The sequence below is a fragment of the Tardiphaga sp. 172_B4_N1_3 genome, from assembly GCF_052076035.1.
Taxonomy (GTDB): Bacteria; Pseudomonadota; Alphaproteobacteria; order Rhizobiales; family Xanthobacteraceae; genus Tardiphaga; species Tardiphaga robiniae.
In genome coordinates this window covers 2,322,001-2,347,389 of sequence record NZ_CP197238.1, presented here as the reverse complement: position 1 = coordinate 2,347,389, position 25,389 = coordinate 2,322,001, and the positions used below count along the sequence as shown (strand labels likewise).

The following is a 25,389-nucleotide window of genomic DNA, read 5'->3' as shown; positions in this document are numbered from 1 at the left end:
CCGTTCTAGCCAGCGCTTTTCTTCGCGACCGTTTTCGCGGCCTTCTTCTTGGCAGGCGATGTCTTCGCCTTCACCGGCGCGCGCGCCTTGCTGGCGGCAGCCGTTTCAGCCTTGGGTTTAGCTGTGGCTTTCTTCGCAACGGCCTTCTTGGCCGCCGGCTTCTTCTCGGCCGCGTCGGCCTTCTTGGCGACAGCCTTCTTCGCCGGTGCTTTCTTGGCGCCGCGCTTCGGCTTGATGCCGCCCTTGGCCACGCGCTCGTCGATCAGCGCGATCGCCTCTTCGAGCGTGATCGTTTCCTGGGTCTTGTCGCTCGGGATCGTCGCATTGACGCCGCCCGCGGTGACATAGGCGCCGTAACGCCCGCCCTTCACGGCGACGCCGCCGAGGGTCGGATGGTCGCCGAGCGGCTTGCCGGGATCGGCGCCGAAGCGGCGACCGCTCGGGCCCTTGGCGATCTTCTCGGCGATCAGCGTGACCGCGCGGTTGAGGCCGATGTCGAACACCTCATCGCCGGCTTCCAGGCTGGCATAGGTCTTCTCGTGTTTCACGAACGGCCCGAAACGACCGAGGCCCGCGGTGATCGGCTCGCCGGTCTCCGGATGTTTGCCGATCTCGCGCGGCAGCGACAGGAGCTTGAGTGCCAGATCGAGTTCGACATCGCTGGGCGACGTGTTCTTCGGGATGCCGGCGCGCTTCGGCTTCTCGCCTTCTTCGTAATCCTTGGCGTCGCCAAGCTGGATATAGGGCCCGAAACGTCCGGCCTTCACCGCCACTTCGAGACCTGACACCGGATCGGGGCCGAGCACGCGATCGGCATTGGCGCCGCTATCGGCGGCGAGCGGACGCGTGTAGCGGCATTCCGGATAATTCGTGCAGCCGACGAAGGCGCCGAACTTGCCGGCCTTCAGATTGAGACGACCGGTGCCGCAGGTCGGGCACTGGCGCGGATCGCCGCCGTCTTCGCGCGGGGCGTAGATGTGCGGGCCGAGCATCTCGTCGAGCGCATCCAGCACCTGCGCCACGCGCAGATCCTTGATCTCGTTCACGGCGCCGATGAAGTCGGTCCAGAAATCCTTGAGCACCTGCTGCCAGGAAATCTCGTTGTTGGAGATCCTGTCGAGGTTCTCTTCCAGCGCTGCGGTGAAATCGTATTCCACATATTTGGCGAAGAAGTTTTCGAGGAAGGCGACGACGACGCGGCCCTTGTCCTCGCCGTACAGGCGCTTCTTTTCGAGACGAACGTAGCCGCGATCCTTCAGCACCTGCAGGATCGATGCATAGGTCGAGGGACGGCCGATGCCGAGCTCTTCCATGCGCTTGACCAGCGAGGCTTCCGAGAAGCGCGGTGGCGGTTCGGTGAAATGCTGGGTAACCGCGAGGTTCTCTTTCTTCAGCGCTTCACCTTCGCTCATGGCGGGCAGGCGGCGTGAATCTTCATCCTCGGCGTCGTCGTCCTTGCCTTCCTGATAGACCGCAAGGAAACCATCGAACTTCACGACCTGACCGGTGGCGCGCAATTCGAGCAGGCGCGAACCTGCCTTGGCAGCGATATCGACGGTGGTGCGCTCCATCTCGGCGGATTCCATCTGGCTGGCGATGGTGCGCATCCAGATCAATTCATAGAGCCGCGACTGATCGCTATCGAGACGGCCGCGCAGGCTCGCCGGGCGACGCGACATATCGGTCGGACGGATCGCTTCGTGCGCTTCCTGCGCGTTCTTGGCCTTGCTCGTATATTGCCGCGCGGCGTCCGGCACATATTGCTTGCCGTAGTCTTCGCCGATGACAGAGCGGGCCTGCGTGATGGCGGAGGGGTCGATCTGCACGCCGTCGGTTCGCATATAGGTGATGAGACCGGTGGTTTCGCCGCCGATGTCGATGCCTTCATAGAGACGCTGCGCAATGCGCATGGTGTGCGCCGGCGCGAAGCCGAGCTTGCGGCTGGCTTCCTGCTGCAGCGTCGAGGTCGTGAACGGCGCTTGCGGATTGCGGCGCGCGGGTTTTGCGTCGACCGTGGAGACCGTGAAGTTGGCGGCTTCGATGGCCTTCTTGAAGTCCTCGGCTTCGGCGCCGGTGCCGATATCGAGACGCTGGATCTTCTTGCCGTCAGCGCCGACCAGGCGGGCTTCGAAACTCTCGCCGCGCGGCGTCGCCAGCGTGGTCACCAGCGACCAGTATTCGCGCGGGATGAACTTCTCGATTTCCTGCTCGCGGTCGCAGACCAGGCGCAGCGCGACCGATTGCACGCGGCCGGCGGAGCGGGCGCCGGGCAGCTTGCGCCACAGCACAGGAGAAAGCGTAAAGCCCACCAGATAATCGAGTGCACGGCGCGCCATATAGGCATCGACCAGTGCGCCATCGATCTCGCGCGGATTCTTCATCGCGTCGGTAACGGCCTGCTTGGTGATCGCGTTGAACACCACGCGTTCGATTTTCTGGTCTTTCAGCGCGCGCTTCTGCTTGAGGACTTCGAGCACGTGCCACGAGATCGCTTCGCCTTCGCGATCAGGGTCGGTCGCGAGAATGAGCTTGTCGGCGCCTTTGACGGCCTTGGCGATGTCGTTCAGCCGGCTGGCGGCCTTGGGGTCGATCTCCCAGATCATCTGGAAATTGGCGTCGGGATCGACCGATCCGTTCTTGGCGGGAAGGTCGCGGACATGGCCGAACGACGCCAGGACCTCATAGTCCTTGCCCAGATACTTGTTGATCGTCTTGGCCTTTGAAGGCGACTCGACAATGACGAGATTCATGTGATTCCAATAACTTACAGGGGGAATCCGGCTTGGGTCTGCGAGAGTCGCGCCAGCCGTTTCGCGGCGAACATGGGTGCGAAGGGGTCCCGTGTCAAATCGTGAGTTGTTGATGGCCCCGCCTGTTGGTTCCCAATCATTTACCAAGGGTTGTAAAATACAACCATTAAGGGTATTAGTTGATGCTTCGTTGGTGCCGATTTCGCCCGGACTGCCCGGGTAGGGAATGCCTATGACACCGCCCATTCCGGACGATCAGGCGCAGGGCGATGGCGGGCCCGAGGAGGCGGCTCTTTATATAAAGAGTGCGGTCCGCGATCTGTCGCGGATGGCGCGCCGCCATCGCCACGACATGCTCGCTTACCTGCTCGATATGGCGCATCTCGAAACCGAGGAAATCCTTCGGCTGCAGGGACTGCGCAAGCTCTCAGGCGGTTGAGGGCACAATCGTGGTGTCGCCATAGCCGAGCAGCCTGCCGTCGGCCGCATGCAGTTCCAGCTTCTTGATCTGCTTGCCACTCTTGCGATCGACCATGATGGTCGTCGGTTCGCCGGGCTTGAACGCATAATCCTCGCCCCACTGGCGCAGCGCCACCATGATTGGATGAACCGCCTGGCCTTTCGGGGTCAGGACATAGTCCTGATAGGCGCTGCCGTCGGCTGCCGGCTCCAGTTTCAGGATGCCGTCCTCCACGAGGGCTTTCAGCCTGACGGCGAGAATGTTCTTCGCCAGTCCGAGACTCTTCTGGAATTCGCCGAAGCGCCGCGCGCCTAGCATGGCGTCGCGGATGATCATCATCGTCCAGCAGTCGCCGATCACCTCCATGGAGCGGGCGACGGGGCAGGTGGAGTCCTTGAGACTGGTGCGTTTGGCCATGCGACTTTCCAGCGGCGGGAAAAAGAAATGCAGTGATTAGCGGACATGTGGTTGCATTATGAAACCATCCGCCCTAAATGTCCATGTGGTTTTAAAAAGCAACCACTTGATCATCAGGAGATCACCATGCGTTTGGCGAACAAGACGGCGCTCATCACGGGCGGCAATAGCGGTATTGGACTGACCACGGCGAAGCTCTTCGTCGCTGAGGGCGCCAAGGTGGCCATCACTGGTCGCGACAAGGCGAGGCTCGACGCGGCGGTGGCCGAACTCGGCCCGAATGCGATCGGCATCGTGGCTGATGCGACTGACATTGCTGCCACCGAGAATGCCGTGGCCAAAGCTGTCGAGAAATTCGGCAAGCTCGACATCGTATTCGCCAATGCAGGCATCAGCGCGCATACGCCAGTGGGTGGCACCGCGCTCGATGTGTTCGAGTCCGTCTTGAAGACCAACATCACCGCCGTGTTCTTCACCGTGCAGGCGGCAGCCGCGCATCTCAACGATGGCGCGTCCATCATTCTCAACGGTTCGGTGATCTCCGTGCTCGGAAATCCCGGCTATGCTGCCTATGCCGCGAGCAAGGCCGGCGTGCGCGCGATGGCCCGCGTGATGGCGTCCGAACTGTCGCCGCGCAACATCCGCGTAAACGTGGTCTCGCCGGGCGCGACCGCGACGCCGATCTGGGACCGTGTTGCGCCGACGCCGGAAGCTTTCAACGCATTCGAGAAGCGCCTGTCGCAGACCATTCCGCTCGGGCGTTTCGGCAAGCCGGAAGAAGTTGCGAAGACCGTGCTGTTTCTCGCGTCGGATGATGCATCGAACATTCAGGGCGCCGAGATTTTCGTCGATGGCGGCGTGACATCGGCCCCGGCAGGTGCACCGGCCTATCGTAGCTGAATGATCGCAACGCGCATCGTCATCCCGGGGCAGGCCGAACGCGCAGCGGACGGCATGAACCCGGGATCTCGATATGTGAATCTCATTTCGAGGTTCCTCGCCACTCCAATTGGAGTGGCTGAGGTTCGCGCATTCAGCTGCGCTGAAAACGCGCCCCGGAACGACGCGTTAGTTAAGCCGCGTGGAGATCTGTCGCTGCCTGCAAGGCACCGGCAACGGCTTTCTCGCGTAGCTCCGGTCCCATCATGATGCCGTCGGCGGCGATGAATTCGAGATTGGTGACGCCGATGAAGCCGAACACCCAGCGCAGATAGGTTTCGAGATGTTCGCCGGCAGCCGTCGGCATGTCCGCGCCGTAGAAGCCGCCGCGTGAAATGGCGACGATGACGCGCTTGCTGCCCGCGAGGCCTTCGGCACCCTTGTCGCCGTATTTGAATGTCTTGCCGGCGACGAGGATGCGATCAATCCACGCCTTGAGCTGGCTCGGAATGGTGAAGTTGTACATTGGTGCGCCGATCACCACGATATCGGCAGCAAGAAACTCCTCCAGCACGGCACTACCGGCGGCGAGATCGGGCTGAAGCGCCGCATCGGGCGCTGCGCCCTGCGCGACGGCGAGATGGGAGCCGGACAGATGCGCCAGCGGCGTGGCGGTGAGATCGCGATAGGTGGTCTCAAGGCCAGGATTGGCCTTGGCCAGCCGGTCGGTAATGGCGGCGGAAACCTGCCGGCTGACGGAGTGGGGGCCGAGAACGCTGGAATCGATATGGAGCAGTTTCATGTGGTCACCTCATGGTATAGGTTTGTAACTGACGCTACATGAGTGACTGGCCGAAACCGCACAAGAAGGCACAATTTTGAAACCCGAGCACAAAAAGGTGCCTGCTTTGCCGGCGATTCCGCATCAGGAGAGCGACTGTCGCGGCGTCGCCTCGGTGCTGGCGCGGGTCGGCGACAAGTGGAGCGTGCTGGTGATCATGCTGCTCGGCGACGGTCCACGGCGCTTCAACGAGTTGAAACGGATGGTCGGCGGCATCTCGCAGCGGATGCTGACCCTGACCTTGCGCGGGCTTGAACGCGACGGTCTGGTGACGCGTACCGTGTTTCCGACCGTGCCCCCGCGTGTGGACTATGAACTCACGGATCTCGGCCGAGGCCTGAGCGATCCGGTCATAAAGCTCGGCGAATGGGCGCAGCAACATCTGCCCGATATCGACACCGCACGAAAAAACTTCGACGGGCGCAATTCGCAGGACTGAGTCCTCAGATCATCGACACCAACCCTCCGCCATGACGCTCCAGCCGTCCGGCAAGCTCGAGCTCCAGCAGCACGATGCGTACAGTGGCAGCCGATGTACCGGCAAGGCGAATAAGATCGTCGATGCCGACCGGGCTTGGACCGAGCAATGCGATCACGCGTGCGCGGTCGCTGCTGTCTGGTTCATCGAATGACGTGACGTCATCAGGTTCACGGCTCGGCAATTCGATCGGCCGCTCCATGATCGGCGCGACCGCATTGATGACGTCGGATGCTTCGGTGACCAGCGCCGCGCCTTGCTTGATGAGGTCGTTGGTGCCGGCGGCGCGGGGATCGAGCGGCGAGCCCGGCACGGCAAACACTTCGCGGCCCTGTTCGGCGGCCATCCGCGCGGTGATCAGCGAGCCCGAGCGATGCGCCGCTTCGATCACGACGACGCCGAGCGCGGCACCCGAGATCAGGCGATTGCGACGCGGGAAATCGCGAGCACGTGGGACATGGCCGAGCGGCATCTCGGAAATCGCGCCGCCGTTGTCCAGCAGGGCGAACAGCAGGTCCTCGTGTTCGGGCGGATAGATCTTGTCATGACCGCCAGCCAGCACAGCCACGGTGCCGCCATTCAGACTGGCGCGATGCGCGGCCTGATCAACGCCGCGTGCGAGGCCCGACACGATCACGAAACCGGCATCGCCGAGATCGCGCGCCAGTCTCTCCGCGAATTTCAGTCCCGCGCCGGACGCATTGCGCGAGCCGACGATGGCGATCATCGGCCGCGTCAGTGCGTCCACTTTGCCGCGGATGCCGAGCAGCGGCGGTGCATCGTCGATCCCCGCCAATCGCGGCGGGTAGCCGGGCTCACCAGGCGCGACAAGCGCGACATCCATCTTGCGTCCGAGGTCGAGTTCACGCTGTGCGTCGTCGGCGCTGCAGATCCGGCCGGCGCGGGCAGCGCCGCCGCGGCGCGCCAGATCGGGCAGTCGCTCCAGCGCGGCGCGTGCGCTGCCGAAATGGTTGATCAGCGATCGAAAAGTACGCGGCCCCACATTGTCGCTGCGGATCAGCCGCAACCAGTCGAGCCGCTGGGCGTCCGTGAGCTGTGTGCTGCCCTGTGAGATGCTGTCCAAGCCATGCTCCCCCGGTGGGGAGTGTCTATCAACTTAAGGATGCATTCAATTGACATTCGCACTTAAGGTGCGAGAGTAGGGGTGAGCCCTGATGGCTTGTGTTCAGTGATGGCAATGCTTTGGGACGTGAACAACTTCCAGCGGATCGGCGCATCGAGCAACGCCGTCGTTGGGCGTGAGTTCGAGGAAGCGGCGCAGATCTTCTTTCATTCCGAGGGCGTGCAGCTTGCGCGCAATTTCGTCGTACCCGTCGGCCACCGGCTACAGAAGAACAAGCGCTTCGATCTCGGCAGCGCCAGCCCGCGCATCCTGGTGGAGTGCAAGTCCTACACCTGGACAGTGTCCGGCAATCGGCCGAGCGCCAAGATCCGCGGCATGAACGAAGCCATGCTGCTGTTCGGTGCGGCGCCGCGCGACTATCGGAAGATTCTGTTCGTGCTCAAACATCTTCACCCGCATTCGAAGGTGAGTCTGATCTCGCACTATATCAAAACAACGGTCACCTGATCAGCCGCGGCGTCGAGATCTGGGAGTTCGATCTCGACGCGAAGCAGGGCGCTCGGGTGTTTTAATGTCCCCGTGCGGCTCGATCAGAATGCCGCTTATTTCTTCGGCTACTGCATCGTCAAATTCATTAGTTCGTCGGGAAGTTCGCGCTGCGCGCACCATGCCTTGACGGTGGCGGCGAACAAGTCAGGTCGTTCGCCATTCCAGGCATGGCCGACGCCCTTGGCCAGCCGCGCCTGCGAATTCGGCAGCACCTGACGCAGCCGCGCCATTGAAGCGAGGATCAAGGGGTGTTCGTGTTCGCCCGCGACGAGCAGCGTCGGCGTTTGAATTTCTGCCGCGTTCGCGGGAAGTGAAAACGCGCTGGCGTCGTGGCTTGCTCCGATGAAGTCTCGGATAGACAATGGCTGAAGCGATTGGCGATAGGCCTCGAACCGATCCGCTGGAATGTTCAGTGTCCGCGCGTTGAGGCGCGCAAACAGCTGGGTTTTGATCAGCGGCGCAATCGCATAGGCGGCGGCGTCGACCAGCCATCTGTTGGGGAGCGGCAAGACGTTGATCCCGCTCAACAGGGCCCGCTCGACGACACTGGGATGTCGCGCCAGAAGCGTCAACCCGACATAGGCACCGAGCGACAGACCGACGACATGCGCGCGCCCCGACGGTACATTTTTGCGGATGATCTCCGCGACGAGATCGGCGGTCTGCTCGAACGAGCGCCACCTGACGTCATGGCTGTGCCCATGGCCCGGCAGATCGGGGATGAGACAATCGAAGTCCGTCAACTGCTCGATCTGCTCCTGCCACATCCAGCCGCTGGTTCCGATTGCGTGCAGGAATATGACGGCAGGTAGGTTCGGCCCGCTTGACCTGTGCAGATAAAGCACGCGTGGAGCCTTTGCAGACTTGTTTGGTGGGAAGTGTCGCCGCGCCGGGAGATCTTGGCCGTGGATTCTGATGTTTTAATGCCGCAACTACTACTTCGCGCCGATCTTGCCTTCGGTGCCATTCAGCAATCGCTTGATGTTCTCGCGGTGCATGAACCACAGCAGGAGCGTCAGCACGGTGGCCAGCACGGCGAGCTGTGGCGCCTTGGCCCACCACAGGAAGATCGGCGTGATGGCACTGGCGGTCAGGGCCGAGAATGACGAGTAGCGCGAGGTGAAAGCGCAGGCGAGCCAGGCGAGGCAGAACACGATGGCGGCCGGCCAGTACAGGCCGAACATGATGCCGATATAGACGGCGACGCCCTTGCCGCCCTTGAAGCCGAGCCAGACCGGGAAGAGGTGACCGAGGAAGGCGAAGAGACCGGCGATCATGGCCGGGATTGGGCCACCGACGCTGCCGGCGATGATCACGGCGACGGTGCCCTTGAGGGCGTCAAGCAGCAGCGTCGCCGCTGCGAGGCCCTTGCGGCCGGTGCGCAGCACGTTGGTGGCGCCGATATTGCCCGAGCCGATGGTGCGGATGTCCTGCGTGCCGGCGAGCTTGGTCAGCACCAGTCCGAAAGGAACCGAGCCGAGGAAATAACCGAGCGCGGCAGCGAATATGTAGAGAACGATCATCGGACCTCTATTCTAAGACGCGCTTCGCACTTTCGTGTTCGCAGACGCGCTTATCGCGTCAGACGTGCTCGTAAACGGTGCGTCCGCCGACAATAGTGCGTGCGACGCGCCCCGTGAAGCGGGCTTCGTCGAATGGTGTATTCTTGCATTGCGATTTCAGATCCGCGGGATCCAGCACCCACGGTACATCGGCGTCAATGACGATGATGTCGGCGACAGCGCCGGGGCGCAGTGTGCCGCCCGGCAGGCCGAGCAGTTCGGCCGGGCGTGTCGACATCGCACGGATCAACTGGGTGAAGGTGAGCTCGCCATTGTGGATCAGCCGCAATCCCGCCGACAGCATTGTTTCGAGGCCGATGGCACCCGGCGCGGCTTCGGCGAATGGCAGCCGCTTGGTTTCGACATCCTGCGGATTGTGGTCGGACATGATGACGTCGATCAATCCTGACGCGACGGCCTCGACCAGCGCACGGCGGTTCTCTTCGGTGCGGAGCGGCGGTGACAATTTGAGATAGGAGCGATAGGGCCCGATGTCGTTTTCGTTCAGCGTCAGGTGATTGATCGACGCGGAGGCGCTGACACGCAAGCCGGCGTCGCGGGCACGCTTCAGGATCTCGATGGATTCGATGCAGGTCAGCGATGCCGCATGGTAGCGCCCGCCGGTGAGGGCGACGAGACGCATGTCGCGCTCCAGCATGATGGCTTCGGCGGCATTGGGAATGCCCATCAGGCCGAGCCGTGACGCGCGCTCGCCTTCATTCATCACGCCTTCGCCGACGAGGTCGGGATCCTCGGTGTAATGCACGATCAGCGCGTCGAAATCGCGCGCATAGGTCAGCGCACGGCGCATGATCTGCGCGTTGGTGATGCTCTTGTCGGCATCTGTGAAAGCGACGGCGCCGGCCGCTTTCAGCAGCCCGATCTCGGTCATCTCATGGCCTTCGAGGCCCTTGGTCAGGGCGGCCATCGGATGGATGTTGACGATGGCGGTGTCGCGGGCGCGCCGCAGCACGAAATCGACCGTGGCGGAATTGTCGATGGTCGGCGAGGTGTCCGGCTGGCAGATGATGGTGGTGATGCCGCCGGCTGCGGCTGCACGGCTGGCAGAGGCGAAAGTCTCGCGGTGGCTGGCGCCGGGCTCGCCGACGAAGGCGCGCATGTCGACGAGGCCGGGGGCCACAACCTTGCCGGCGCAATTGATGATGTCGGTGCCTTCGGGCACGCCGGCCGCGCCGATGCCACGGCGGGCATCGCGGATAACGCCGTCGGCGATCAGGACGTCACCGACGCCGTCGAGATCGCTGGATGGATCGATCAGGTGCGCATTGGCGAGGAGGATAGGGCGGCGATCTGTCAGCATGGGCATCACGCGTTCGGCAGGTTGCGCGCGAGCGCTTCGAGCACGGCCATGCGGACCGCTACGCCCATCTCGACCTGTTCGCGGATCAGCGACTGCGCGCCGTCCGCGACGAGGGAGTCGATCTCGACACCGCGGTTCATCGGGCCGGGATGCATCACCAGCGCATCGGGCTTGGCGTAAGCGAGCTTCTTCTGGTCGAGGCCGAAATACTGGAAGTATTCGGCGGACGATGGCACGAACGAACCGTTCATGCGCTCGCGCTGAAGCCGCAGCATCATGACGATGTCGGCGCCGTTGAGGCCCTCGCGCATATCGCGCGCGACCTCGACGCCCATGCGCTCGATGCCCGGCGGCAGCAGCGTGGAGGGCGCGACCACACGGACGCGCGCGCCCATGGTGTTGAGCAAGAGAATATTGGAACGGGCGACCCGCGAATGCAGCACGTCGCCGCAGATCGCGATCACCAGACCTTCGAGGCGGCCCTTGTTGCGACGGATGGTCAGCGCATCGAGCAGGGCCTGCGTCGGATGTTCATGGGCGCCGTCGCCGGCATTGATGACGGAGCCGTCGACCTTGCGCGCCAGCAGTTCGACCGCGCCGGAGGCATGATGGCGCATCACGAGAATGTCGGGATGCATCGCGTTCAGCGTCATCGCGGTGTCGATCAGCGTCTCGCCCTTTTTGATCGAGGACGATGACACCGACATGTTCATGACGTCGGCGCCGAGCCGCTTGCCGGCCAGTTCGAACGACGACTGGGTGCGCGTCGAATTCTCGAAAAACAGATTGATCTGGGTACGACCGCGCAGCGAGGAGCGCTTCTTGTCGACCTGGCGGTTCAGCTCGACATATTCCTCGGACAGGTCGAGGAGGCCGGTGATATCCGCGGCGGAAAGGCCCTCGATGCCCAGCAAATGCCGGTGTCCGAGGACGAAAGAGGATTTCGTGGCTTGGGTCATTAAAACGAAAGCTATAGGCAGAGTTGAAAAGCGGAGCAAGCGCGATTCGGCCGGTTTCGGGTTATCCCCCGGTCAGTCCAGCGGCAGGGTAAAGATGGTGAGGCCAAATTCCCGCGGAATCGCCTTGGTTGGAGCTCCGGAACCCGTCATGAGACATGCTCTAAACCAGGTGGTCGCGACGGTGTCGGCGGGGCTGTTCCTGGCCTTCGGCGCCGTGCCCGCGCATGCGCAAAACCTGCCCGATGATTTCGTGTTCCTGCGCGATATCGATCCCTCGATCCGGCAGGACATCCGCTATGCCGGCGTCAACAATTTCGTCGGCCGCAAGCTCAGCGGCTATGATAGCGCGGAATGCGTGGTGAAGCGCCCGGTCGGCCTCGCTCTGCAGAAGGTGCAGCGCGAGTTGATGGCGCAAAACCTGTCGCTGAAAATGCTGGATTGCTATCGGCCGGCGCGGGCGTCGCGCGACATGGTGGCGTGGGCGCGCGATGGCAACGCGACGCCGGCGCAGAAGCGCTATAATCCAGCCTTCAGTAAAGCCGATCTGTTCAGGCTCGGCTATATCGCCGAGCGCTCGGGCCACTCCACCGGCGCGGCGCTCGATCTGACGCTGGTCGATCTGCATGCGCCTGCGTCGCCGGCATTCGATCCGAACAAGGCCTATGCCAGCTGCATCGCGCCGGAAGCACAGCGCGCGCCCGAGGGCAGCGTTGACATGGGCACGGGTTACGATTGCTCCGATGCCAAGGCGCATACCGGATCGCGCGCGATCTCACCCGCGCAGCGGCGCTGGCGGGATCTCCTGACGTTGGCGATGGGCAGGCAGGGCTTCGTGAATTATTCCAAGGAATGGTGGCACTTCTCGCTGCCGGGCGTTGGCGCACGCGCCTACGATTTCCCGATTGCGCGGCAGGCAAGATAGCCCCGTGAAATCGCGGCCGATCCGGCGTAAAATGATTCGCAATACCGCCTCCAGCCGGAACTGATTCATGACCGACGCCACCTCTGCCATTCATGCGGTGCTCAACCAGTCGCCACCATTCGAGGACGTCAATCTGTTCGAGCTGGACCGGCCGCTCGTGGAAGCGGTTGCGATGAATGAGGGCTCGTTCGCCTATGTCGACCACGCCGAATTCGGTCAGCTCTGGGGATCGGCCGAGATGGCGCAGCGCGCGCGGCTGGCCAACGAGAATACGCCGAAGCTGCGGACTTTCGATGCACGCGGTAACCGGCGCGACGAGGTCGAGTTTCATCCAGCCTATCACGAGCTGATGGCACAGAGCATTGCAGCGGGAATTCACAATTCGACATGGACGCGTGACGGCAAGTCCGCACGCGGCGCGTCCGAAGTGGCGCGCGCCGCAAAATTCTACATGGCGGCGCAGGTCGAGACCGGGCATCTATGCCCGATCACCATGACACGCGCTGCCGTCGGCGCGCTGGCGATGCAGCCGGATGTGCTGGCGCAGGTGATGCCGGTCATTGCCAGCCGCGATTACGATCCGAGCTTTGCGCCATGGTCGGCCAAGCGTGGCATGACGCTGGGCATGGGCATGACCGAGCGGCAGGGCGGCACGGATGTGCGCAGCAACATGACGCGCGCGATGCGCGACGGCGATGCATATCGCATCAGTGGCCACAAATGGTTCATGTCGGCACCGATGTGCGATGCATTCCTGGTGCTGGCGCAGGCCGAGGACGGATTGAGCTGTTTCTTCATGCCGCGGTTCCGGCCGGATGGTTCGCTCAATGCGCTGAATTTCCAGCGTCTGAAGGACAAGCTCGGCAATCGCTCCAACGCCTCGTCGGAAGTCGAATTCAACGACGCCTATGCACTGCGCGTCGGCGACGAGGGCAAGGGCATCCGCACCATCATCCAGATGGTGCAGCTGACGCGGCAGGATTGCGCCACAGCATCGGCCGGATTGATGCGCTCGGGTCTGGCTCATGCGCTGCATCACGCCAGGCATCGCAGCGTGTTCCAGAAACATCTTGCCGATCAGCCGATGATGCAAAGCGTGCTCGCCGATATGGCGCTGCATGTGGAGGCATCGACGGCGCTGGTGATGCGGCTGTGTCGCTCCTTCGACCTGGCGGCGGAGGATACGTCCGAGGCGGCGTATATGCGTTTCCTCACGCCGGTGGTGAAGTACTGGGTCTGCAAATCGGCGCCGGGCTTCCTTTACGAGGCCATGGAATGCATGGGCGGCAACGGCTATGTCGAGGAGGGCATTCTGGCGCGGCACTATCGTGAGGCGCCGGTCAATGCGATCTGGGAAGGCTCCGGCAATGTGATGTGCCTCGATGTGCTGCGGGCGCTGTCGCGCGAAGGCGACGCATCGACCGCGGTGCTGCAGGATCTGATGCTGGAGACGCGCGGACTGCCCGGCGCGGCCGACACTGCGGCCTTTATCATTCGCACCTTGCTGCGGCCCGATAGCGAGCGTGTAGCGCGGCAAGCAGTGGAATCGCTGGCGTTGCTGGCAGCCTGTGCCGCGCTGAACATGGTGCATCCGCCCCATGCTGAACTGTTTGCGCGGACACGCCTCGATGGTGCGCGCAACGCGATCTACGGCACCGCTGAATTGACCGAAGCTCAGGGTCGGGGACTGCTCGAGCGGGCGTTGCCGCAGTGAGTGCACTGGAGACGCCGATCGCTCCCGTTGTACCCTCGGATCTGCCACCCGCGACAAAGCCGCCGCGGGTCTGGAAATTCTGGGGCACGTGCCTCTGGGGGCTATTCGCATTTGCAGCGATGTTCGTCGGTCAGTTGACCGTCGTCGCCTATTACCTGCTGATCAAGGATGCGTCACTCGATGCGACGCTGCTGATCAAGGCCATGAGCAGCGGTACGACCATCGCCGCGTCCGTTCTCATGGGGCTTCCGGCCGTGTGTCTGGCACTGTGGCTGGCGACACGCATGGCGCGGCAATCCTTTGCCGACTACCTCGGCCTGCGCGGCACGTCCTGGAAAAACTATGTCATTGGCACGGTGGCGCTGATCGTGCTGGTCGGCGCCTGGGAGCTGGTCGCAAAAGGCATGGGGCGCGACTCCGCGCCGACTTTCATGCTGGAAGTGCTGAAGTCGGCCCGCGCCGACGGCGCGCTGTGGCTGCTCGTGATCGCGTTCTGCGTCGGGGCGCCGATGACCGAAGAGTTCTTCGCGCGTGGCTTCCTCTATCGCGGCTGGTCGGAATCGTTTTTGCGGCCGTTTGGCGCCATCGTGGCGTCATCGCTGGTCTGGACGGCGATGCATCTGCAATACGATTGGTTCTTCTTCGTCGAGATTTTCACCATCGGCCTGCTGTTCGGCTATATGCGCTATCGCAGCCACTCGACATGGCTGACGATCTTTCTGCATGGCCTCAACAATCTGGCGGCGACTGTTCAGACGCTGCTCATCGCGAACGGTGTGATATCGCCCTAGAGCATGATCCCGAAAAGTGGGAACCGGTTTTCGGGCAAGATCATGCTCAAAAAAAGAAAAACCTATTCCGCCAGCGCGATGAATACAGGCATGGTCAGGACCGCCAGCGTGGTTTGAATGGTCAGGATCTGCGCCAGGAGGGGCGCGTCGCCGCCCATCTGCCGCGCCAGAATATAGCCGTTCGACGCCGACGGCACCGACGCGCAGCAGACGACCACCGCGAGATTGGGGCCGGACAGGCCGAAGGCGATGCCGAGGCCCATGGCGATCAGCGGCATCACGGCCAGTTTCAAGACGACCGTCAGTGCTGCAGCCATGCCGGGTCTGTGCAGGCCTTCGAGTTGAAGACCGGCGCCGACAATGAGCAGGCCCATCGCCAGCGAACAGCGCCCGAGCGCATCGAGGAACTCGTGGGCGGGCTTGGGGACCGGCAGACCGACCAGATTGATCGCGAGGCCGATCACACAGGCCCAGATTAGCGGGTTCTTGGCGATGGTCAGCAGCAGCGCCGGCCAGGCCATCCGTTGCGGTGAGGCGTAATGCGCCAGCACCCAGACCGCCAGAATATTCAGTAGCGGGATCATCGCCACCATGGCGACGGAGGCCAGCGTGATGCCGAGATCGCCCCACAGATTGCCGGCGACCGATAGTGCCACGAAGGTCTGCCAACGCGTGGCGCCCTGAAACAGCGACGTAAATGCCGGCCCATCGAGGCCGATGGCCCGCGCCAGCAACGGACGCAGCGCCAGACATAGCGCAGACATCAGGATGACGGAGAGCAACAAGGCACCGCCGACACCTGCGATGGGCACCGACGCCAGATTGGCGCGCGCCAGTGTGTCGATGAGCAGGGCGGGGAACAGGACATAATAGACGAGCTGTTCCAGCCCGACCCATTCGATGTTCTGTTTCAGCAGCAGGCGCCGCAGCGCGTAGCCGAGCACGATGAGCAGGAAGACCGGGACGAGAGCGGCAAATACCGTCAGCATGGGGTCAGCGAATATCCGGCGTGCGCAGCAAGGCGGCGAGGCGATCTAGCGCGCCCTGAAGAATGAAGATCGCGGCATGTTCGTCGATGACCTTGGCGCGTTTGGCGCGGCTGACATCATTGGCAATCAGTTCGCGCTCGACCGCAGATGTGGAGAGCCGCTCGTCCCAGAAGGCGATCGGCAGTTCAGTCAGTTTCGAGAAGTTGCGGGCGAAGGCGCGGGTCGATTGCGCGCGCGGCCCCTCGCTGCCGTCCATGTTGATGGGCAGGCCCAGCACGAAGCCGCAGATATTGCGCTCGCCGGCGAGCTTGAGCAGGCGCGCGGCATCGGCCTTGAACGCGGTGCGCTCCACGGTCTCGATGCCGGTGGCGAGACGACGATCGGGATCGGACACCGCGACACCGATGGTCTTGGTGCCGAGATCGAGGCCGATCAGCGCGCCGCGGGCGGGCAGATGGGCGGCGGCTTCAACGAGAGGAAGGATGACAGCGGGCATCGCCCCGCATAACACGCGCGGCCATCAGGTCAAACGCTGCGCCGCAATTATCGGGGCGGACGGCGGCTGCGCCATTCCTCGGCGGTCATTTCCCAGATTTCCGAGGGCCAACGGCCGGAGACGTAGTCGCGATCCTCGGTGGCGATCACGCGCATGCCGGAGGTTTCCGAAATCCGGCGTGAAGCCGTGTTGGCGATGGCCTTGATGACGCGCAGGACGGGCCGCTGCAGGGTGTCGAACCAGTAATCGGTGACGGCGTCGCTGGCCTCGGTCATCAGCCCTTGCCCGTGCCAGGCGGGATCGAGCCAGAAGCCGCGGTTATCGTCACTGCTATCCCTGACATTGATCATGCCGATCAGCTGATCCGGTGCGGTCTTCAGGCGGATCGACCAGTGCCATTCGGTACCAGCCTCCATGCCTGGCAGCACGACATCGCGCAGGAAAGTGAAGGCACCGTCAGCCGGGTAGGGCCATGGCACGCGGCTGGCCAGGAAACGCACCACCTCTATTCGCGGGAAAAGCTTTTGCACGGCATCGGAGTCAGCCAGCACGAGTGGGCGCAGGATCAGCCTGGGCGTGGTGAGTTCGGGAATGGCAGCGGTCATCGGTCGCGTTTCACATCGGTGGTGATTTGCGGCAAGGTAGCATCGTTCCCGCGTTTCTGCGTCTTACGTCACGAGCCCGATCTATGGACGCCCTCAGCCTGTTTGGATTGTTCGCGGTCAGCGCCATGCTGGTCTGCTACGCGCTGGAAGCACGCAGTCCGTGGTTCACGCTGGCCTTTGCCGGCGCCTGCGGGCTCGGATCGCTCTACGGCTTCCTGCAGGGCGCCTGGCCGTTCGGGCTGGTGGAGGCGATCTGGGCTGGCGTTGCGCTGCGCAAGTGGATGCTCATCCCCCGCGCAACCGCATAGCTCGCGCGGGTGCGGCCGTGTTAGCCTCAGCGTGGCTCGGCAATGACGCGCGTGCCATTTCCTCACGTTTGTCTCAAGATCGTCACTGCTTTGCCGCTGGATTCAGAGGCATTGCCGCAAGATTGTCGCAAGAATCCGGAGATCCCCCATGTGGCCCGACCGCCGACTGATCGACCTTTTCGGCACCGAATTTCCCATCGTGCAGGCGCCGATGGCCGGTGTGCAGGATGCCGACATCATGATCGGCGCAGCGGAGGGCGGCGCGCTGGCCTCGTTGCCGTGCGCAATGATCTCGCCGGAGAAAGCCCGTGAGCAGATCAATATCGTGCGCCAGCGCGTCTCCGCGCCGGTCAACATGAATTACTTCTGCCATACGGCGGTGGACGCCGATCCGGCACGCGAGGCCAACTGGCGCAAGCGGCTGTCGTCCTATTACGCCGAACTCGGGCTCGATCCGAATGCAGACATCAATGCGGCCAACCGCGCGCCGTTCGATGAGGCGATGTGCGCGCTGGTGGAAGAGCTGAAGCCCGAAGTGGTCAGCTTTCACTTCGGCCTGCCGGACCCGGCGCTCTTGAAGCGCATCAAGGCAGCCGGCTGTCGGGTCATTGCCTCTGCAACCATCGTCAAGGAAGCCGTCTGGCTCGAAGAGCGCGGCGTGGATGCAGTCATCGCGCAGGGCGCGGAGGCCGGCGGTCATCGCGGCATGTTCCTGACCGAGGATATCGCTACGCAGCCCGGCCTGTTCGCGCTGCTGCCTCAGGTGGTGGATGCGGTGAAGGTGCCGGTGATCGCGGCGGGCGGTATCGCCGATGGGCGTGGCATCGCGGCAGCCTTTGCGCTCGGCGCGGCCGGTGTGCAGATCGGCACCGCCTATCTGCGTACACCGGAATCCAAGGTGAGCGGACCGGGCCGTGCAGCCCTGGCCGGGGCGTCGGATGCTTCCACCGTCATCACCAATGTCATGACCGGCCGTCCGGCCCGCGGCGTCATCAACCGTGTGATGCGCGAGGTCGGGCCGGTATCGCCCGATGCGCCGGCGTTCCCGCATTCGGCGACCGCGCTGGGGCCGCTGAAAGCCGCCGCCGAGAAGCTCGGACGGACCGATTTTACCAATCTCTGGGCCGGGCAGTCGGTTGGAATGGGCAGCGAACGGCCTGCGGCGGAGCTGACACGGTCACTGGCGGCCGCCGCATTGGCGCGGATGGCTGAATTGCGGGGCTAGGGCGTCAAACAAGGCGGAGGCGTCCGCCGGTTGCGGCGCGAAACCTCCGTCTGCTATACGGCGGACAGATGTTGCCCTGAGGCCTATATAATGTCCGTCGATGCTGCCACCGTTCGCCGTATCGCGCATCTCGCGCGGATCGCGGTCACAGACGCTGAAGTTCCCCATCTGCAGGGCGAGCTGAACGCGATGCTGGCCTTTGTCGAGCAGTTGCAGGAAGTGAATGTCGACGGCGTTGAGCCGATGACCTCGGTGATGCCGATGGAAATGAAGAAGCGCGCCGATGTCGTCACTGACGGCGAGATCGTCGATGCGGTGACGGCGAATGCGCCGGAGTCCGAGGATCATTTCTTCCTGGTGCCGAAAGTCGTCGAGTAATCGAGCAAGAACCGTTCGAACGGAAACCGCCATGTGCCTGCTTTGCGACGATGAAAAGTCCTATCAGCTCTATATGGACTACCTCGACGAGATGGAGCGTCAGGGGAAGGTCAAGGACGTCGACGCGGCCATGGATGCCATCCTCGACAAGGTTCAGGCCGCACAGGAGGCTGACGACAAGCTCCGCCGCAGCTCTTTCAAAAAAGATGCACCTGAAAACGACAAGACGCTCTCTCCCTTCTTTTGCAGCCCGGTCAATAAATAGATGACAGATCTGACGTCGCTGACACTCGCCGAGGCGCGTGACGGCCTTGCGACCAAATCCTTCACGTCAGTCGAACTGACCGATGCGCATCTCAAGGCGATGGAAGCCGCACGCGTGCTGAACGCCTATGTGCTGGAGACGCCGGATCAGGCGCGCGCCATGGCGCAGGCGGCCGACGCGAGACTCGCCAAAGGCGAGGGCGGCTGGCTTGGTGGCGTCCCGCTCGGCATCAAGGATCTGTTCGCGACCAAGGGCGTGCGCACAACCGCATGTTCGAAGATCCTCGGGAATTTCGTGCCGCCTTACGAGTCGACCGTGACCGCACAGCTGTGGCGTGACGGGGCCGTGATGCTCGGCAAGCTGAACAATGATGAATTCGCCATGGGCTCGGCGAACGAGACGTCGTTCTTCGGTCCGGTGATCAATCCGTGGCGGCGCGACGGCTCCGACGTCAATCTGGTGCCCGGCGGCTCGTCCGGCGGTTCGGCATCGGCCGTCGCCGCAGGTCTCTGCCTTGGCGCCACTGCAACCGACACCGGCGGTTCGATCCGCCAGCCTGCGGCGTTCGCCGGCATCGTCGGTATGAAGCCGACCTATGGCCGCTGCTCGCGCTGGGGCACGGTCGCTTTCGCGTCCTCGCTCGACCAGGCCGGGCCGATCGCGCGCACCGTGCGCGATACCGCGATCCTGATGCGCTCGATGGCCGGCTACGATCCGAAGGACTCGACGTCCGTGGATCGCGACGTGCCGGACTACGAGGCGGCGATCGGCAAGTCCGTGAAGGGTATGAAGATCGGCATTCCCAAGGAATATCGCATCGACGGCATGCCGGCCGAGATCGAAAAGCTTTGGTCGGAAGGCGCTGCGCAGCTCAAGGCCGCCGGTGCCGAACTCGTCGACGTGTCGTTGCCGCACACTAAATACGCGCTGCCGGCCTATTACATCGTGGCGCCCGCCGAAGCCTCGTCGAACCTCGCGCGCTATGACGGTGTGCGCTACGGCCTGCGCGTGCCCGGCCGCAGCATCAGTGACATGTATGAGAATACCCGCGCTGAAGGCTTTGGCGCGGAAGTGCGCCGCCGCGTGATGATCGGGACCTATGTCCTCTCGGCCGGCTATTACGACGCTTACTATCTCCGCGCGCAAAAAGTCCGCACGCTGATCAAGCGCGACTTCGAGGAGTGCTTCGCCAAGGGCATCCATGCGATCCTGACGCCGGCGACACCGTCGGCCGCCTTCGGCATTGGTGAGAAGGGCGGCGCCGATCCGATCGAGATGTATCTCAACGACATCTTCACGGTGACGGTGAACATGGCGGGCCTGCCGGGTATCGCGGTTCCCGCCGGCAAGGATGTGCAGGGATTGCCGCTTGGGCTGCAATTGATCGGTCGTCCGTTCGACGAGGAGACGCTGTTCTCGCTCGGCGAAACCATCGAGCAGGCATCGGGGCGTTTCACGCCGCCCAAGTGGTGGGCCTGACATCATCATCCGCGTGAAGTGTTGCGCGTTTGACATTGCGTTTCGCGGTGCACTTGGCCATGGTTTGCCTATGAACATGGACCGTGCATGAGCACCGACGACGGGCTTCCGCCTTCCCAACAGGTCGATCAGATTCTGGGTTCCCCGAAGCTTGCGCAGGCGATCGAGAATGATCGCTACAAGCATCTGCTGGATCATGTTCCCGTTGCGCTCGCCATCTCGCGCGGATTGGGCAGCGATCAGCAGGTTGTCTATATCAACAAGGCCTTCGAGCAACTGATGACAATGGCGCCGGCCGATGTCGAAGGCCAGAGCTGGACCTGCCTCGACGGCTTTCTCAACGAAGACAACCAGAGCCAGACGCTGGGCGAAGCGATCCGCGATGGCGAGGACTTCATCGGTGTTTTCCGGCCGTCGGTGCCGGTCGAGCGGTTGGTGATCGTGCAGGCCTATGCCTCGGTGATCGAGAGTGATGACGGCGTCGAGAATTTCCGGATCGCCGCGCTGGTCGATGTCGGCGGCCGCGAGCGTGCGCAGATCGAGCAATTCGAGAACCAGATACGCGACCGCGACATGCTGATGCGCGAGCTGCAGCATCGGGTGAAGAATAATCTGCAGCTCATCACCGCGCTGGTGCGGCTCGAAGCCCGCTCGGCTGTGGAAGGCGAGGCTGTTGCGCTCGGCCGGCTGGCGAGCCGGATCGATGCGCTGACGGTGCTGTACCGGACGCTGTCCGACGAGAATGCGACGCCCGAGATCGATCTCGGACAGTATCTATCGGACATCGCCAATGCGGTGATGGCTGCCAGCGCGACGGCGGATATCACGCTCGATCTGCAGGTCGGCTATTGCCCGATGTCGATCAATATCGCGATGCCGGCGGGACTGCTGGTCAACGAGATGCTCACCAACGCGCTGAAATACGCCTTCATCGGCCGTGCCGGCGGTCAGATCAAACTGATCTGCAAGCTGGAAGGCGGCCACGTCACGGTGGTTGTCGCCGATGACGGCATCGGCCTTGGCGAAGGCCAGGAGTGGCCGTCGCCGCGCAAGCTCGGCGCGCTGATCCTGCAGACGCTCAAAGAGAATGCGCCGAACGTGAAGTTCAACGCCGAGAGCATTCGCGGGCAGGGCAGCTGGTTCACGCTGGTATTTGATGCCGCGCCTGGCACGCAGCTGAATTGAGGATTGGCGCCGCGCCATTTTGGCGCGCACCTTATTTCACCATTCATTAGCCACGTTGCTGGCGCGATTGGTGCCGGATCGTCAGTTTGCATCGAATTGCAACGCTTTACGGTAATATCTGATTGAGATTCCGGATTGGGGACCGTCCGGACACGGTCCGTGCCGTTTGGTGCGGCCGTCTTGTGGGATCGGTAGAGAAGTGATGAGTGCGTTGCGTTCGATCGGTGTCGTGGTCACGACCTGTGCGCTGCTGCTGGGCTGTACGTCGGTCTACAACCTTCCCGCCAACGTGCCGCTGGCCGGCGCCTCCCTCGATCCCAATCTCGACGCCGTTTTCAAGGATGCTGCCGAGCAGGACGACCTGCTGATCGGTTTTTCGTTCTCAGGCGGTGGCACGCGCGCTGCGGCGTTTTCGTTCGGTGTCCTGGAAGAACTGGGCAGCATCCGCATGCGCGGTGCATCCGACACCATGCTGGAACGCATCGATTTTCTGTCCGGCGTCTCCGGCGGATCGGTGACCGCCGCCTATTTCGGCCTCAAGAAGCGCGCCGCGCTGTCGGACTTCCGTGAACGTTTCCTGCTGCAGAATGCCGAGGCCGGACTGACGACGCAGCTGTCGCTAGGTACTATCGGCCGTGCCTTGGGCGGCGGCATCAATGACTCCAAGGGCTTCACGAGTTGGCTCGACGCCAACCTGTTCCACAATGCGACCTTCGGCAGCCTGCGAAATAGCGGTTCGCCACGGGTCTGGATCAACGCCTCGGATATCTATAACCGCGTGCCGTTCGTGTTCGACAACACGGCCTTCGCCGCGATCTGCAGCGATCTCAGCAAGTATCCGCTGTCGGGCGCCGTGGCTGCGTCGGCCGCGGTGCCGCTCGCCTTTGCGCCGGCCGTGGTGCAGGCCTTCCCCGGCACATGCAACGAGCCGCTGCCGCCTTGGGTCGCGCGCGCAGCCGCGAACCGCAATGCGTCGCCGATGTTGAGTGCCTATTCCAAGGCAGTGATGCGTTACCGCGACGGCGCGGTGCCCTACATCAAGCTGATGGATGGCGGGCTGGTCGACAATTACGGCGTCTCTGCGCTGACCATCGTGCGCGAATCCTCCGAGACGCCCTATGGCCCGATGACGCCGCAGCAGGCGGTCCGGCTGCGCCGCGGGATCTTCATGGTGGTGGATTCCAAAGTCGGTCTCTCCGGCAACTGGATCAATACGGTGGAAGGGCCTGAAGGCGTCGATCTGATCAAGGCTGCGGTGGACACTACTATGGATGCGAGCATCGGCTCCAGCTACACCGCCTTCGACCGGACCATGAAGGACTGGCAGTCCTCGCTGATCAAGTGGCGCTGCGGCTTGTCGGCGGCAGAGCGAGCCCGCTATGGCGCGCGGCCCGGCTGGCGCTGTACCGATCTGCAGCTCTTCGTCGGCCGGCTTGGGTTCGATCAGCTAGATCCGGCGCGTGCCGCAGTGCTCGAAGCCGTTCCGACGCGTTTCCAGCTGCCGCAGGGACAGGTCGATGACTTGATCCTGGCCGGTCGCGAGACGTTGCGTGCCAGCTCCGTGTTCAGGGCTTTCGCTTCGGGGATATAGCCGGCCTCCTAACGGAATGCGACAAGCGGTTCTTACCCGTTCATGCGTTCCGGGATTGGATGTTACGCAGCGCGATCGAGATTAAGCGGGTGGCGATAGATTGCATCGCGAATATCGACTTTGCGTGGCAGCAGACCAAACCTGAAGAAAAGATCGGCTGCCTTCTGCTGCTCGGTGATGAACCTGTCGTCGACCTGATGGATGCCCCATGGGCGCTGTGCGATGTGCTTTTCCCATTCGGCGGCGTCGAGCGGCCCCCCGGCGACGCGTGCGAGGATCGCTGCAGCGTCTGCCGGATGCTGCGCAATCCAGCGATCCGTTTCGTGCAAGGCGCTCGCTGTGTCCGCAATAATGTTCGGATTATCATCGGCGAAATCGCGGCGTGCGAAAAACACCGACGGGTTGGTGACGAGATCGCCGGTGTTGGCGATGGCCCGGATCTCATCCGCGCCGCCACGAAGTCCTCCGCCTGAAACCCACGCATCGATGTCGCCAGCCAACAATGCCTGACGTGACTCCGGCTCGGTAAGATCGAGCGGCACAATATCGTTCCAGGTCAGGCCGGCACGGTCGAGCGCTGTTGCTAGCAGGGCCTGCAGCCACGAGCCGACACCGAGCGAGATCGTCTTGCCGGCGAGATCGGCAACCGTTTTCAACGGACTGTCCTTGCGAACATAGATGCCGCCGACTGCGCGCGCTTCTGATGCGGCGAAAGTAACGATCGGCACGCCTTTGGCCTGCGCGGCGATAGGCGGTGTCAGGCCGGTGCCGCCGATCTGGATCAGATTGGCGCCGACATATTCGACAGTGCGTGCGCCTGCCGCGATCTTCACCCATTCAACGCTTCCACCGCGCGCCGAGATCCGTTTTTCGAGCGACCCGTTCTGGCTGAGCACAAGAAGAGACGGATTGTTGGCGTGGACGCCAATGCGAAGAACAAATGTCATTACATCTCTCCTGATAGCAGCGTGTTCATTTCAAACTACACTTCGACGCTCTTTTTCGGTCGTTCATCCATCGATGATGGTCTATCGAAGTTTCGCAACGCGCTCGATTTACTTACAGGAGATGCCGATGACTGTAACGACGGAACGTCTGGCAACGCGTGAGTTTGAAAAATCATCCTCCGTCAATGAGCTCTGGTACACGCGTTGTCCTGTGCCGACGGCGTCCGGCATAGCGCTTGATCTAGGGCTGCTGCGCGATGAATTCGCGACGTCCGGAATCGTACTTCGATCGATCCGCGATTCCGAAGATCCGCGCGTCAACATTTCGCATTTCGATCATTCGCTGCCCGGCCTGTTTCGCGAAGGCGGCAACATTCCCGCGATCTGGGCGCGGTCCGAAGGACGCGACACGGTAACCGTGGCGCTGACGTGGATAGATGAATACCAGGCCATCGTCGTTCGCGCGGATTCGGACATTCATTCTCTGGCCGACCTTCGCGGCAGAAGGATCGGTCTGCCGCGGCAAGACGGCCAACGCGTCGATTTCGCGCGCGCCATGTCGCTACGCGGCATCGAGACCGGTCTCGGGATTGCCGGGCTGCACCTCCCGGACAGCGAACTCGTCGATATCACCAGCGATCAGCCGACATTCGCCGTGGCGGCTGGCGTCGCCAATGGCCGCTTTCACGAGCTCGAAGCCGCGGCGCTCGCGCGCGGTGAGGTCGATGCCATTTATGTGAAGGGCGCGCCGGGGCTCGGAACCGTGGGGACGCATGGACTGCGGTCGCTGATCAACCTGGCGGAGCAGGACGATCCGTTGCTGCGCGTCAACAACGGCAATCCGCGGCCGGTGACGGTCGATCGGCGCACTGCGCTCGAGCGCCCGGATCTGGTGGCACGCTATCTCGCAGTGCTGTTGCGGGCGTCGCACTGGGCACAGGGGCATCCGGCCGAGGTGTTCGACATCATCGGCAAGGAGGTCGGGCGCTCGGCCGACGAGGCGCGCGCGGCCTATGGATCGGCCGCGCCGCGAAGTTTCGGGCTCGATCTCTCGGATGTGAGGAAACGGGGCTTGGCAAGCCAGAAGGATTTCCTGCTGCGCCACGGCTTCATCGTCAGGGATTTCGACGTGGCCGGCTGGATCAACCCGGAGCCGCTCGCGCTCGCGCATGAGCTGCTCAAGTAAGGCTGGGA

27 protein-coding genes are annotated in these 25,389 nt (G+C 63.0%); 15 read left to right on the top strand and 12 right to left on the bottom strand.

Features of this window, described 5'->3' with window-relative positions; translation table 11 throughout:
- Window positions 1-5 precede the first annotated feature (5 nt).
- Window positions 6-2,750 (bottom strand): type I DNA topoisomerase, encoded by a 2,745-nt coding sequence (gene topA, locus AB7783_RS10970; protein WP_315842643.1) that lies wholly within the window; start codon window positions 2,748-2,750, stop codon window positions 6-8.
- A gap of 232 nt (window positions 2,751-2,982) precedes the next feature.
- Between topA and AB7783_RS10965 the strand changes: the two genes are divergently transcribed.
- On the top strand, window positions 2,983-3,189 hold the full coding sequence (locus AB7783_RS10965; protein ID WP_441277635.1) for a hypothetical protein: 207 nt from the start codon (window positions 2,983-2,985) through the stop codon (window positions 3,187-3,189).
- Here AB7783_RS10965 and AB7783_RS10960 read toward each other — a convergent pair.
- Window positions 3,178-3,627: a winged helix-turn-helix transcriptional regulator gene (locus AB7783_RS10960; protein ID WP_093761332.1), complete on the bottom strand. Its 450-nt coding sequence runs from the start codon at window positions 3,625-3,627 to the stop codon at window positions 3,178-3,180. The two genes, AB7783_RS10965 and AB7783_RS10960, sit on opposite strands and share 12 nt — an antisense overlap.
- A gap of 126 nt (window positions 3,628-3,753) precedes the next feature.
- Between AB7783_RS10960 and AB7783_RS10955 the strand changes: the two genes are divergently transcribed.
- Window positions 3,754-4,527: a glucose 1-dehydrogenase gene (locus tag AB7783_RS10955; protein WP_120292057.1), complete on the top strand. Its 774-nt coding sequence runs from the start codon at window positions 3,754-3,756 to the stop codon at window positions 4,525-4,527.
- Between the two features lie 172 nt (window positions 4,528-4,699).
- On the opposite strand, the gene AB7783_RS10950 is transcribed toward AB7783_RS10955, so the two are convergent.
- The gene (locus tag AB7783_RS10950) at window positions 4,700-5,308 is read right to left on the bottom strand and encodes an FMN-dependent NADH-azoreductase (protein ID WP_441277634.1); all 609 of its coding nucleotides are present in this window, start codon (window positions 5,306-5,308) and stop codon (window positions 4,700-4,702) included.
- Window positions 5,309-5,405: 97 nt separating this feature from the next.
- Between AB7783_RS10950 and AB7783_RS10945 the strand changes: the two genes are divergently transcribed.
- Window positions 5,406-5,786 carry a winged helix-turn-helix transcriptional regulator gene (locus AB7783_RS10945; RefSeq protein ID WP_439077507.1) on the top strand — a complete coding sequence of 127 codons (381 nt, stop codon included), beginning with the start codon at window positions 5,406-5,408 and terminating at the stop codon, window positions 5,784-5,786.
- A 4-nt stretch (window positions 5,787-5,790) separates the two neighbouring features.
- Here the strand turns inward: AB7783_RS10945 and dprA are convergent, their stop codons facing one another.
- Window positions 5,791-6,909 carry a DNA-processing protein DprA gene (gene dprA / locus AB7783_RS10940; RefSeq protein ID WP_441277633.1) on the bottom strand — a complete coding sequence of 373 codons (1,119 nt, stop codon included), beginning with the start codon at window positions 6,907-6,909 and terminating at the stop codon, window positions 5,791-5,793.
- Window positions 6,910-7,017: 108 nt separating this feature from the next.
- Between dprA and AB7783_RS10935 the strand changes: the two genes are divergently transcribed.
- Window positions 7,018-7,416, top strand: a complete 399-nt coding sequence (locus AB7783_RS10935; RefSeq protein ID WP_441277632.1) for a hypothetical protein — start codon at window positions 7,018-7,020, stop codon at window positions 7,414-7,416.
- 107 nt (window positions 7,417-7,523) lie between these two features.
- On the opposite strand, the gene AB7783_RS10930 is transcribed toward AB7783_RS10935, so the two are convergent.
- From AB7783_RS10930 to AB7783_RS10915, 4 genes are all read right to left on the bottom strand, one after another.
- Window positions 7,524-8,303 (bottom strand): alpha/beta fold hydrolase, encoded by a 780-nt coding sequence (locus tag AB7783_RS10930; protein ID WP_441277631.1) that lies wholly within the window; start codon window positions 8,301-8,303, stop codon window positions 7,524-7,526.
- Window positions 8,304-8,393: 90 nt separating this feature from the next.
- A complete protein-coding gene (plsY, locus tag AB7783_RS10925; RefSeq protein ID WP_439077504.1) occupies window positions 8,394-8,981 on the bottom strand; it encodes a glycerol-3-phosphate 1-O-acyltransferase PlsY in 588 nt (195 codons plus the stop codon).
- A 58-nt stretch (window positions 8,982-9,039) separates the two neighbouring features.
- Window positions 9,040-10,341 carry a dihydroorotase gene (locus tag AB7783_RS10920; RefSeq protein WP_441279679.1) on the bottom strand — a complete coding sequence of 434 codons (1,302 nt, stop codon included), beginning with the start codon at window positions 10,339-10,341 and terminating at the stop codon, window positions 9,040-9,042.
- 5 nt (window positions 10,342-10,346) lie between these two features.
- Entirely contained in the window at window positions 10,347-11,300 is a 954-nt protein-coding gene (locus tag AB7783_RS10915; RefSeq protein WP_089263769.1) for an aspartate carbamoyltransferase catalytic subunit, read from the bottom strand.
- A 148-nt stretch (window positions 11,301-11,448) separates the two neighbouring features.
- Here AB7783_RS10915 and AB7783_RS10910 point away from each other — a divergent pair, with 148 nt between their 5' ends.
- From AB7783_RS10910 to AB7783_RS10900, 3 genes are all read left to right on the top strand, one after another.
- Window positions 11,449-12,222, top strand: coding sequence for a M15 family metallopeptidase (locus AB7783_RS10910; RefSeq protein WP_441277630.1), 774 nt, complete (start codon window positions 11,449-11,451; stop codon window positions 12,220-12,222).
- Window positions 12,223-12,289: 67 nt separating this feature from the next.
- The gene (locus AB7783_RS10905; RefSeq protein ID WP_441277629.1) at window positions 12,290-13,936 is read left to right on the top strand and encodes an isovaleryl-CoA dehydrogenase; all 1,647 of its coding nucleotides are present in this window, start codon (window positions 12,290-12,292) and stop codon (window positions 13,934-13,936) included.
- A complete protein-coding gene (locus AB7783_RS10900) occupies window positions 13,933-14,727 on the top strand; it encodes a lysostaphin resistance A-like protein (protein WP_441277628.1) in 795 nt (264 codons plus the stop codon). Before AB7783_RS10905 ends, AB7783_RS10900 begins: the two co-directional genes overlap by 4 nt.
- 62 nt (window positions 14,728-14,789) lie before the next feature.
- On the opposite strand, the gene AB7783_RS10895 is transcribed toward AB7783_RS10900, so the two are convergent.
- The 3 genes from AB7783_RS10895 to AB7783_RS10885 are packed head-to-tail and all read right to left on the bottom strand — an operon-like array spanning window position 14,790 to window position 16,817.
- Window positions 14,790-15,716 (bottom strand): AEC family transporter, encoded by a 927-nt coding sequence (locus AB7783_RS10895; protein WP_441277627.1) that lies wholly within the window; start codon window positions 15,714-15,716, stop codon window positions 14,790-14,792.
- Window positions 15,717-15,720: 4 nt separating this feature from the next.
- Window positions 15,721-16,212 carry a Holliday junction resolvase RuvX gene (gene ruvX / locus AB7783_RS10890; protein ID WP_441277626.1) on the bottom strand — a complete coding sequence of 164 codons (492 nt, stop codon included), beginning with the start codon at window positions 16,210-16,212 and terminating at the stop codon, window positions 15,721-15,723.
- A 47-nt stretch (window positions 16,213-16,259) separates the two neighbouring features.
- The gene (locus AB7783_RS10885; RefSeq protein ID WP_441277625.1) at window positions 16,260-16,817 is read right to left on the bottom strand and encodes a GNAT family N-acetyltransferase; all 558 of its coding nucleotides are present in this window, start codon (window positions 16,815-16,817) and stop codon (window positions 16,260-16,262) included.
- Between the two features lie 83 nt (window positions 16,818-16,900).
- On the opposite strand from AB7783_RS10885, the gene AB7783_RS10880 reads away from it, so the two are divergent.
- The 7 genes from AB7783_RS10880 (at window position 16,901) to AB7783_RS10850 (ending at window position 23,248) form a co-directional block, all read left to right on the top strand.
- Complete coding sequence (locus tag AB7783_RS10880) at window positions 16,901-17,125, top strand: hypothetical protein (protein WP_068732430.1); 225 nt, start codon at window positions 16,901-16,903, stop codon at window positions 17,123-17,125.
- Between the two features lie 148 nt (window positions 17,126-17,273).
- Complete coding sequence (locus AB7783_RS10875) at window positions 17,274-18,350, top strand: NAD(P)H-dependent flavin oxidoreductase (protein ID WP_120292081.1); 1,077 nt, start codon at window positions 17,274-17,276, stop codon at window positions 18,348-18,350.
- Window positions 18,351-18,440: 90 nt separating this feature from the next.
- A complete protein-coding gene (gene gatC / locus AB7783_RS10870; protein WP_068732434.1) occupies window positions 18,441-18,728 on the top strand; it encodes an Asp-tRNA(Asn)/Glu-tRNA(Gln) amidotransferase subunit GatC in 288 nt (95 codons plus the stop codon).
- A gap of 31 nt (window positions 18,729-18,759) precedes the next feature.
- Window positions 18,760-18,993 carry a hypothetical protein gene (locus AB7783_RS10865; RefSeq protein ID WP_068732436.1) on the top strand — a complete coding sequence of 78 codons (234 nt, stop codon included), beginning with the start codon at window positions 18,760-18,762 and terminating at the stop codon, window positions 18,991-18,993.
- Window positions 18,994-20,472: an Asp-tRNA(Asn)/Glu-tRNA(Gln) amidotransferase subunit GatA gene (gene gatA, locus AB7783_RS10860; protein ID WP_441277624.1), complete on the top strand. Its 1,479-nt coding sequence runs from the start codon at window positions 18,994-18,996 to the stop codon at window positions 20,470-20,472.
- A gap of 87 nt (window positions 20,473-20,559) precedes the next feature.
- Window positions 20,560-21,657 (top strand): sensor histidine kinase, encoded by a 1,098-nt coding sequence (locus AB7783_RS10855; RefSeq protein WP_439077495.1) that lies wholly within the window; start codon window positions 20,560-20,562, stop codon window positions 21,655-21,657.
- Between the two features lie 202 nt (window positions 21,658-21,859).
- Window positions 21,860-23,248, top strand: coding sequence for a patatin-like phospholipase family protein (locus AB7783_RS10850; RefSeq protein ID WP_441277623.1), 1,389 nt, complete (start codon window positions 21,860-21,862; stop codon window positions 23,246-23,248).
- A 62-nt stretch (window positions 23,249-23,310) separates the two neighbouring features.
- Here AB7783_RS10850 and AB7783_RS10845 read toward each other — a convergent pair whose 3' ends face one another.
- Window positions 23,311-24,195: an aliphatic sulfonate ABC transporter substrate-binding protein gene (locus tag AB7783_RS10845; protein ID WP_439077493.1), complete on the bottom strand. Its 885-nt coding sequence runs from the start codon at window positions 24,193-24,195 to the stop codon at window positions 23,311-23,313.
- Between the two features lie 127 nt (window positions 24,196-24,322).
- Here AB7783_RS10845 and AB7783_RS10840 point away from each other — a divergent pair, with 127 nt between their 5' ends.
- Window positions 24,323-25,381, top strand: a complete 1,059-nt coding sequence (locus tag AB7783_RS10840; RefSeq protein ID WP_441277622.1) for an ABC transporter substrate-binding protein — start codon at window positions 24,323-24,325, stop codon at window positions 25,379-25,381.
- Window positions 25,382-25,389 lie beyond the last annotated feature (8 nt).

Excerpts from the sequence above, each read along its gene's own strand:
- topA (WP_315842643.1), bottom strand. The coding sequence starts at position 2,750 with ATGAATCTCGTCATTGTCGAGTCGCCTTCAAAGGCCAAGACGATCAAC.
- AB7783_RS10965 (WP_441277635.1), top strand. The coding sequence starts at position 2,983 with ATGACACCGCCCATTCCGGACGATCAGGCGCAGGGCGATGGCGGGCCC.
- AB7783_RS10960 (WP_093761332.1), bottom strand. The coding sequence starts at position 3,627 with ATGGCCAAACGCACCAGTCTCAAGGACTCCACCTGCCCCGTCGCCCGC.
- AB7783_RS10955 (WP_120292057.1), top strand. The coding sequence starts at position 3,754 with ATGCGTTTGGCGAACAAGACGGCGCTCATCACGGGCGGCAATAGCGGT.
- AB7783_RS10950 (WP_441277634.1), bottom strand. The coding sequence starts at position 5,308 with ATGAAACTGCTCCATATCGATTCCAGCGTTCTCGGCCCCCACTCCGTC.
- AB7783_RS10935 (WP_441277632.1), top strand. The coding sequence starts at position 7,018 with ATGGCAATGCTTTGGGACGTGAACAACTTCCAGCGGATCGGCGCATCG.
- plsY (WP_439077504.1), bottom strand. The coding sequence starts at position 8,981 with ATGATCGTTCTCTACATATTCGCTGCCGCGCTCGGTTATTTCCTCGGC.
- AB7783_RS10920 (WP_441279679.1), bottom strand. The coding sequence starts at position 10,341 with ATGCTGACAGATCGCCGCCCTATCCTCCTCGCCAATGCGCACCTGATC.
- AB7783_RS10915 (WP_089263769.1), bottom strand. The coding sequence starts at position 11,300 with ATGACCCAAGCCACGAAATCCTCTTTCGTCCTCGGACACCGGCATTTG.
- AB7783_RS10910 (WP_441277630.1), top strand. The coding sequence starts at position 11,449 with ATGAGACATGCTCTAAACCAGGTGGTCGCGACGGTGTCGGCGGGGCTG.
- AB7783_RS10905 (WP_441277629.1), top strand. The coding sequence starts at position 12,290 with ATGACCGACGCCACCTCTGCCATTCATGCGGTGCTCAACCAGTCGCCA.
- AB7783_RS10895 (WP_441277627.1), bottom strand. The coding sequence starts at position 15,716 with ATGCTGACGGTATTTGCCGCTCTCGTCCCGGTCTTCCTGCTCATCGTG.
- ruvX (WP_441277626.1), bottom strand. The coding sequence starts at position 16,212 with ATGCCCGCTGTCATCCTTCCTCTCGTTGAAGCCGCCGCCCATCTGCCC.
- AB7783_RS10885 (WP_441277625.1), bottom strand. The coding sequence starts at position 16,817 with ATGACCGCTGCCATTCCCGAACTCACCACGCCCAGGCTGATCCTGCGC.
- AB7783_RS10880 (WP_068732430.1), top strand. The coding sequence starts at position 16,901 with ATGGACGCCCTCAGCCTGTTTGGATTGTTCGCGGTCAGCGCCATGCTG.
- AB7783_RS10875 (WP_120292081.1), top strand. The coding sequence starts at position 17,274 with ATGTGGCCCGACCGCCGACTGATCGACCTTTTCGGCACCGAATTTCCC.
- gatC (WP_068732434.1), top strand. The coding sequence starts at position 18,441 with ATGTCCGTCGATGCTGCCACCGTTCGCCGTATCGCGCATCTCGCGCGG.
- AB7783_RS10865 (WP_068732436.1), top strand. The coding sequence starts at position 18,760 with ATGTGCCTGCTTTGCGACGATGAAAAGTCCTATCAGCTCTATATGGAC.
- gatA (WP_441277624.1), top strand. The coding sequence starts at position 18,994 with ATGACAGATCTGACGTCGCTGACACTCGCCGAGGCGCGTGACGGCCTT.
- AB7783_RS10855 (WP_439077495.1), top strand. The coding sequence starts at position 20,560 with ATGAGCACCGACGACGGGCTTCCGCCTTCCCAACAGGTCGATCAGATT.
- AB7783_RS10850 (WP_441277623.1), top strand. The coding sequence starts at position 21,860 with ATGAGTGCGTTGCGTTCGATCGGTGTCGTGGTCACGACCTGTGCGCTG.
- AB7783_RS10845 (WP_439077493.1), bottom strand. The coding sequence starts at position 24,195 with ATGACATTTGTTCTTCGCATTGGCGTCCACGCCAACAATCCGTCTCTT.
- AB7783_RS10840 (WP_441277622.1), top strand. The coding sequence starts at position 24,323 with ATGACTGTAACGACGGAACGTCTGGCAACGCGTGAGTTTGAAAAATCA.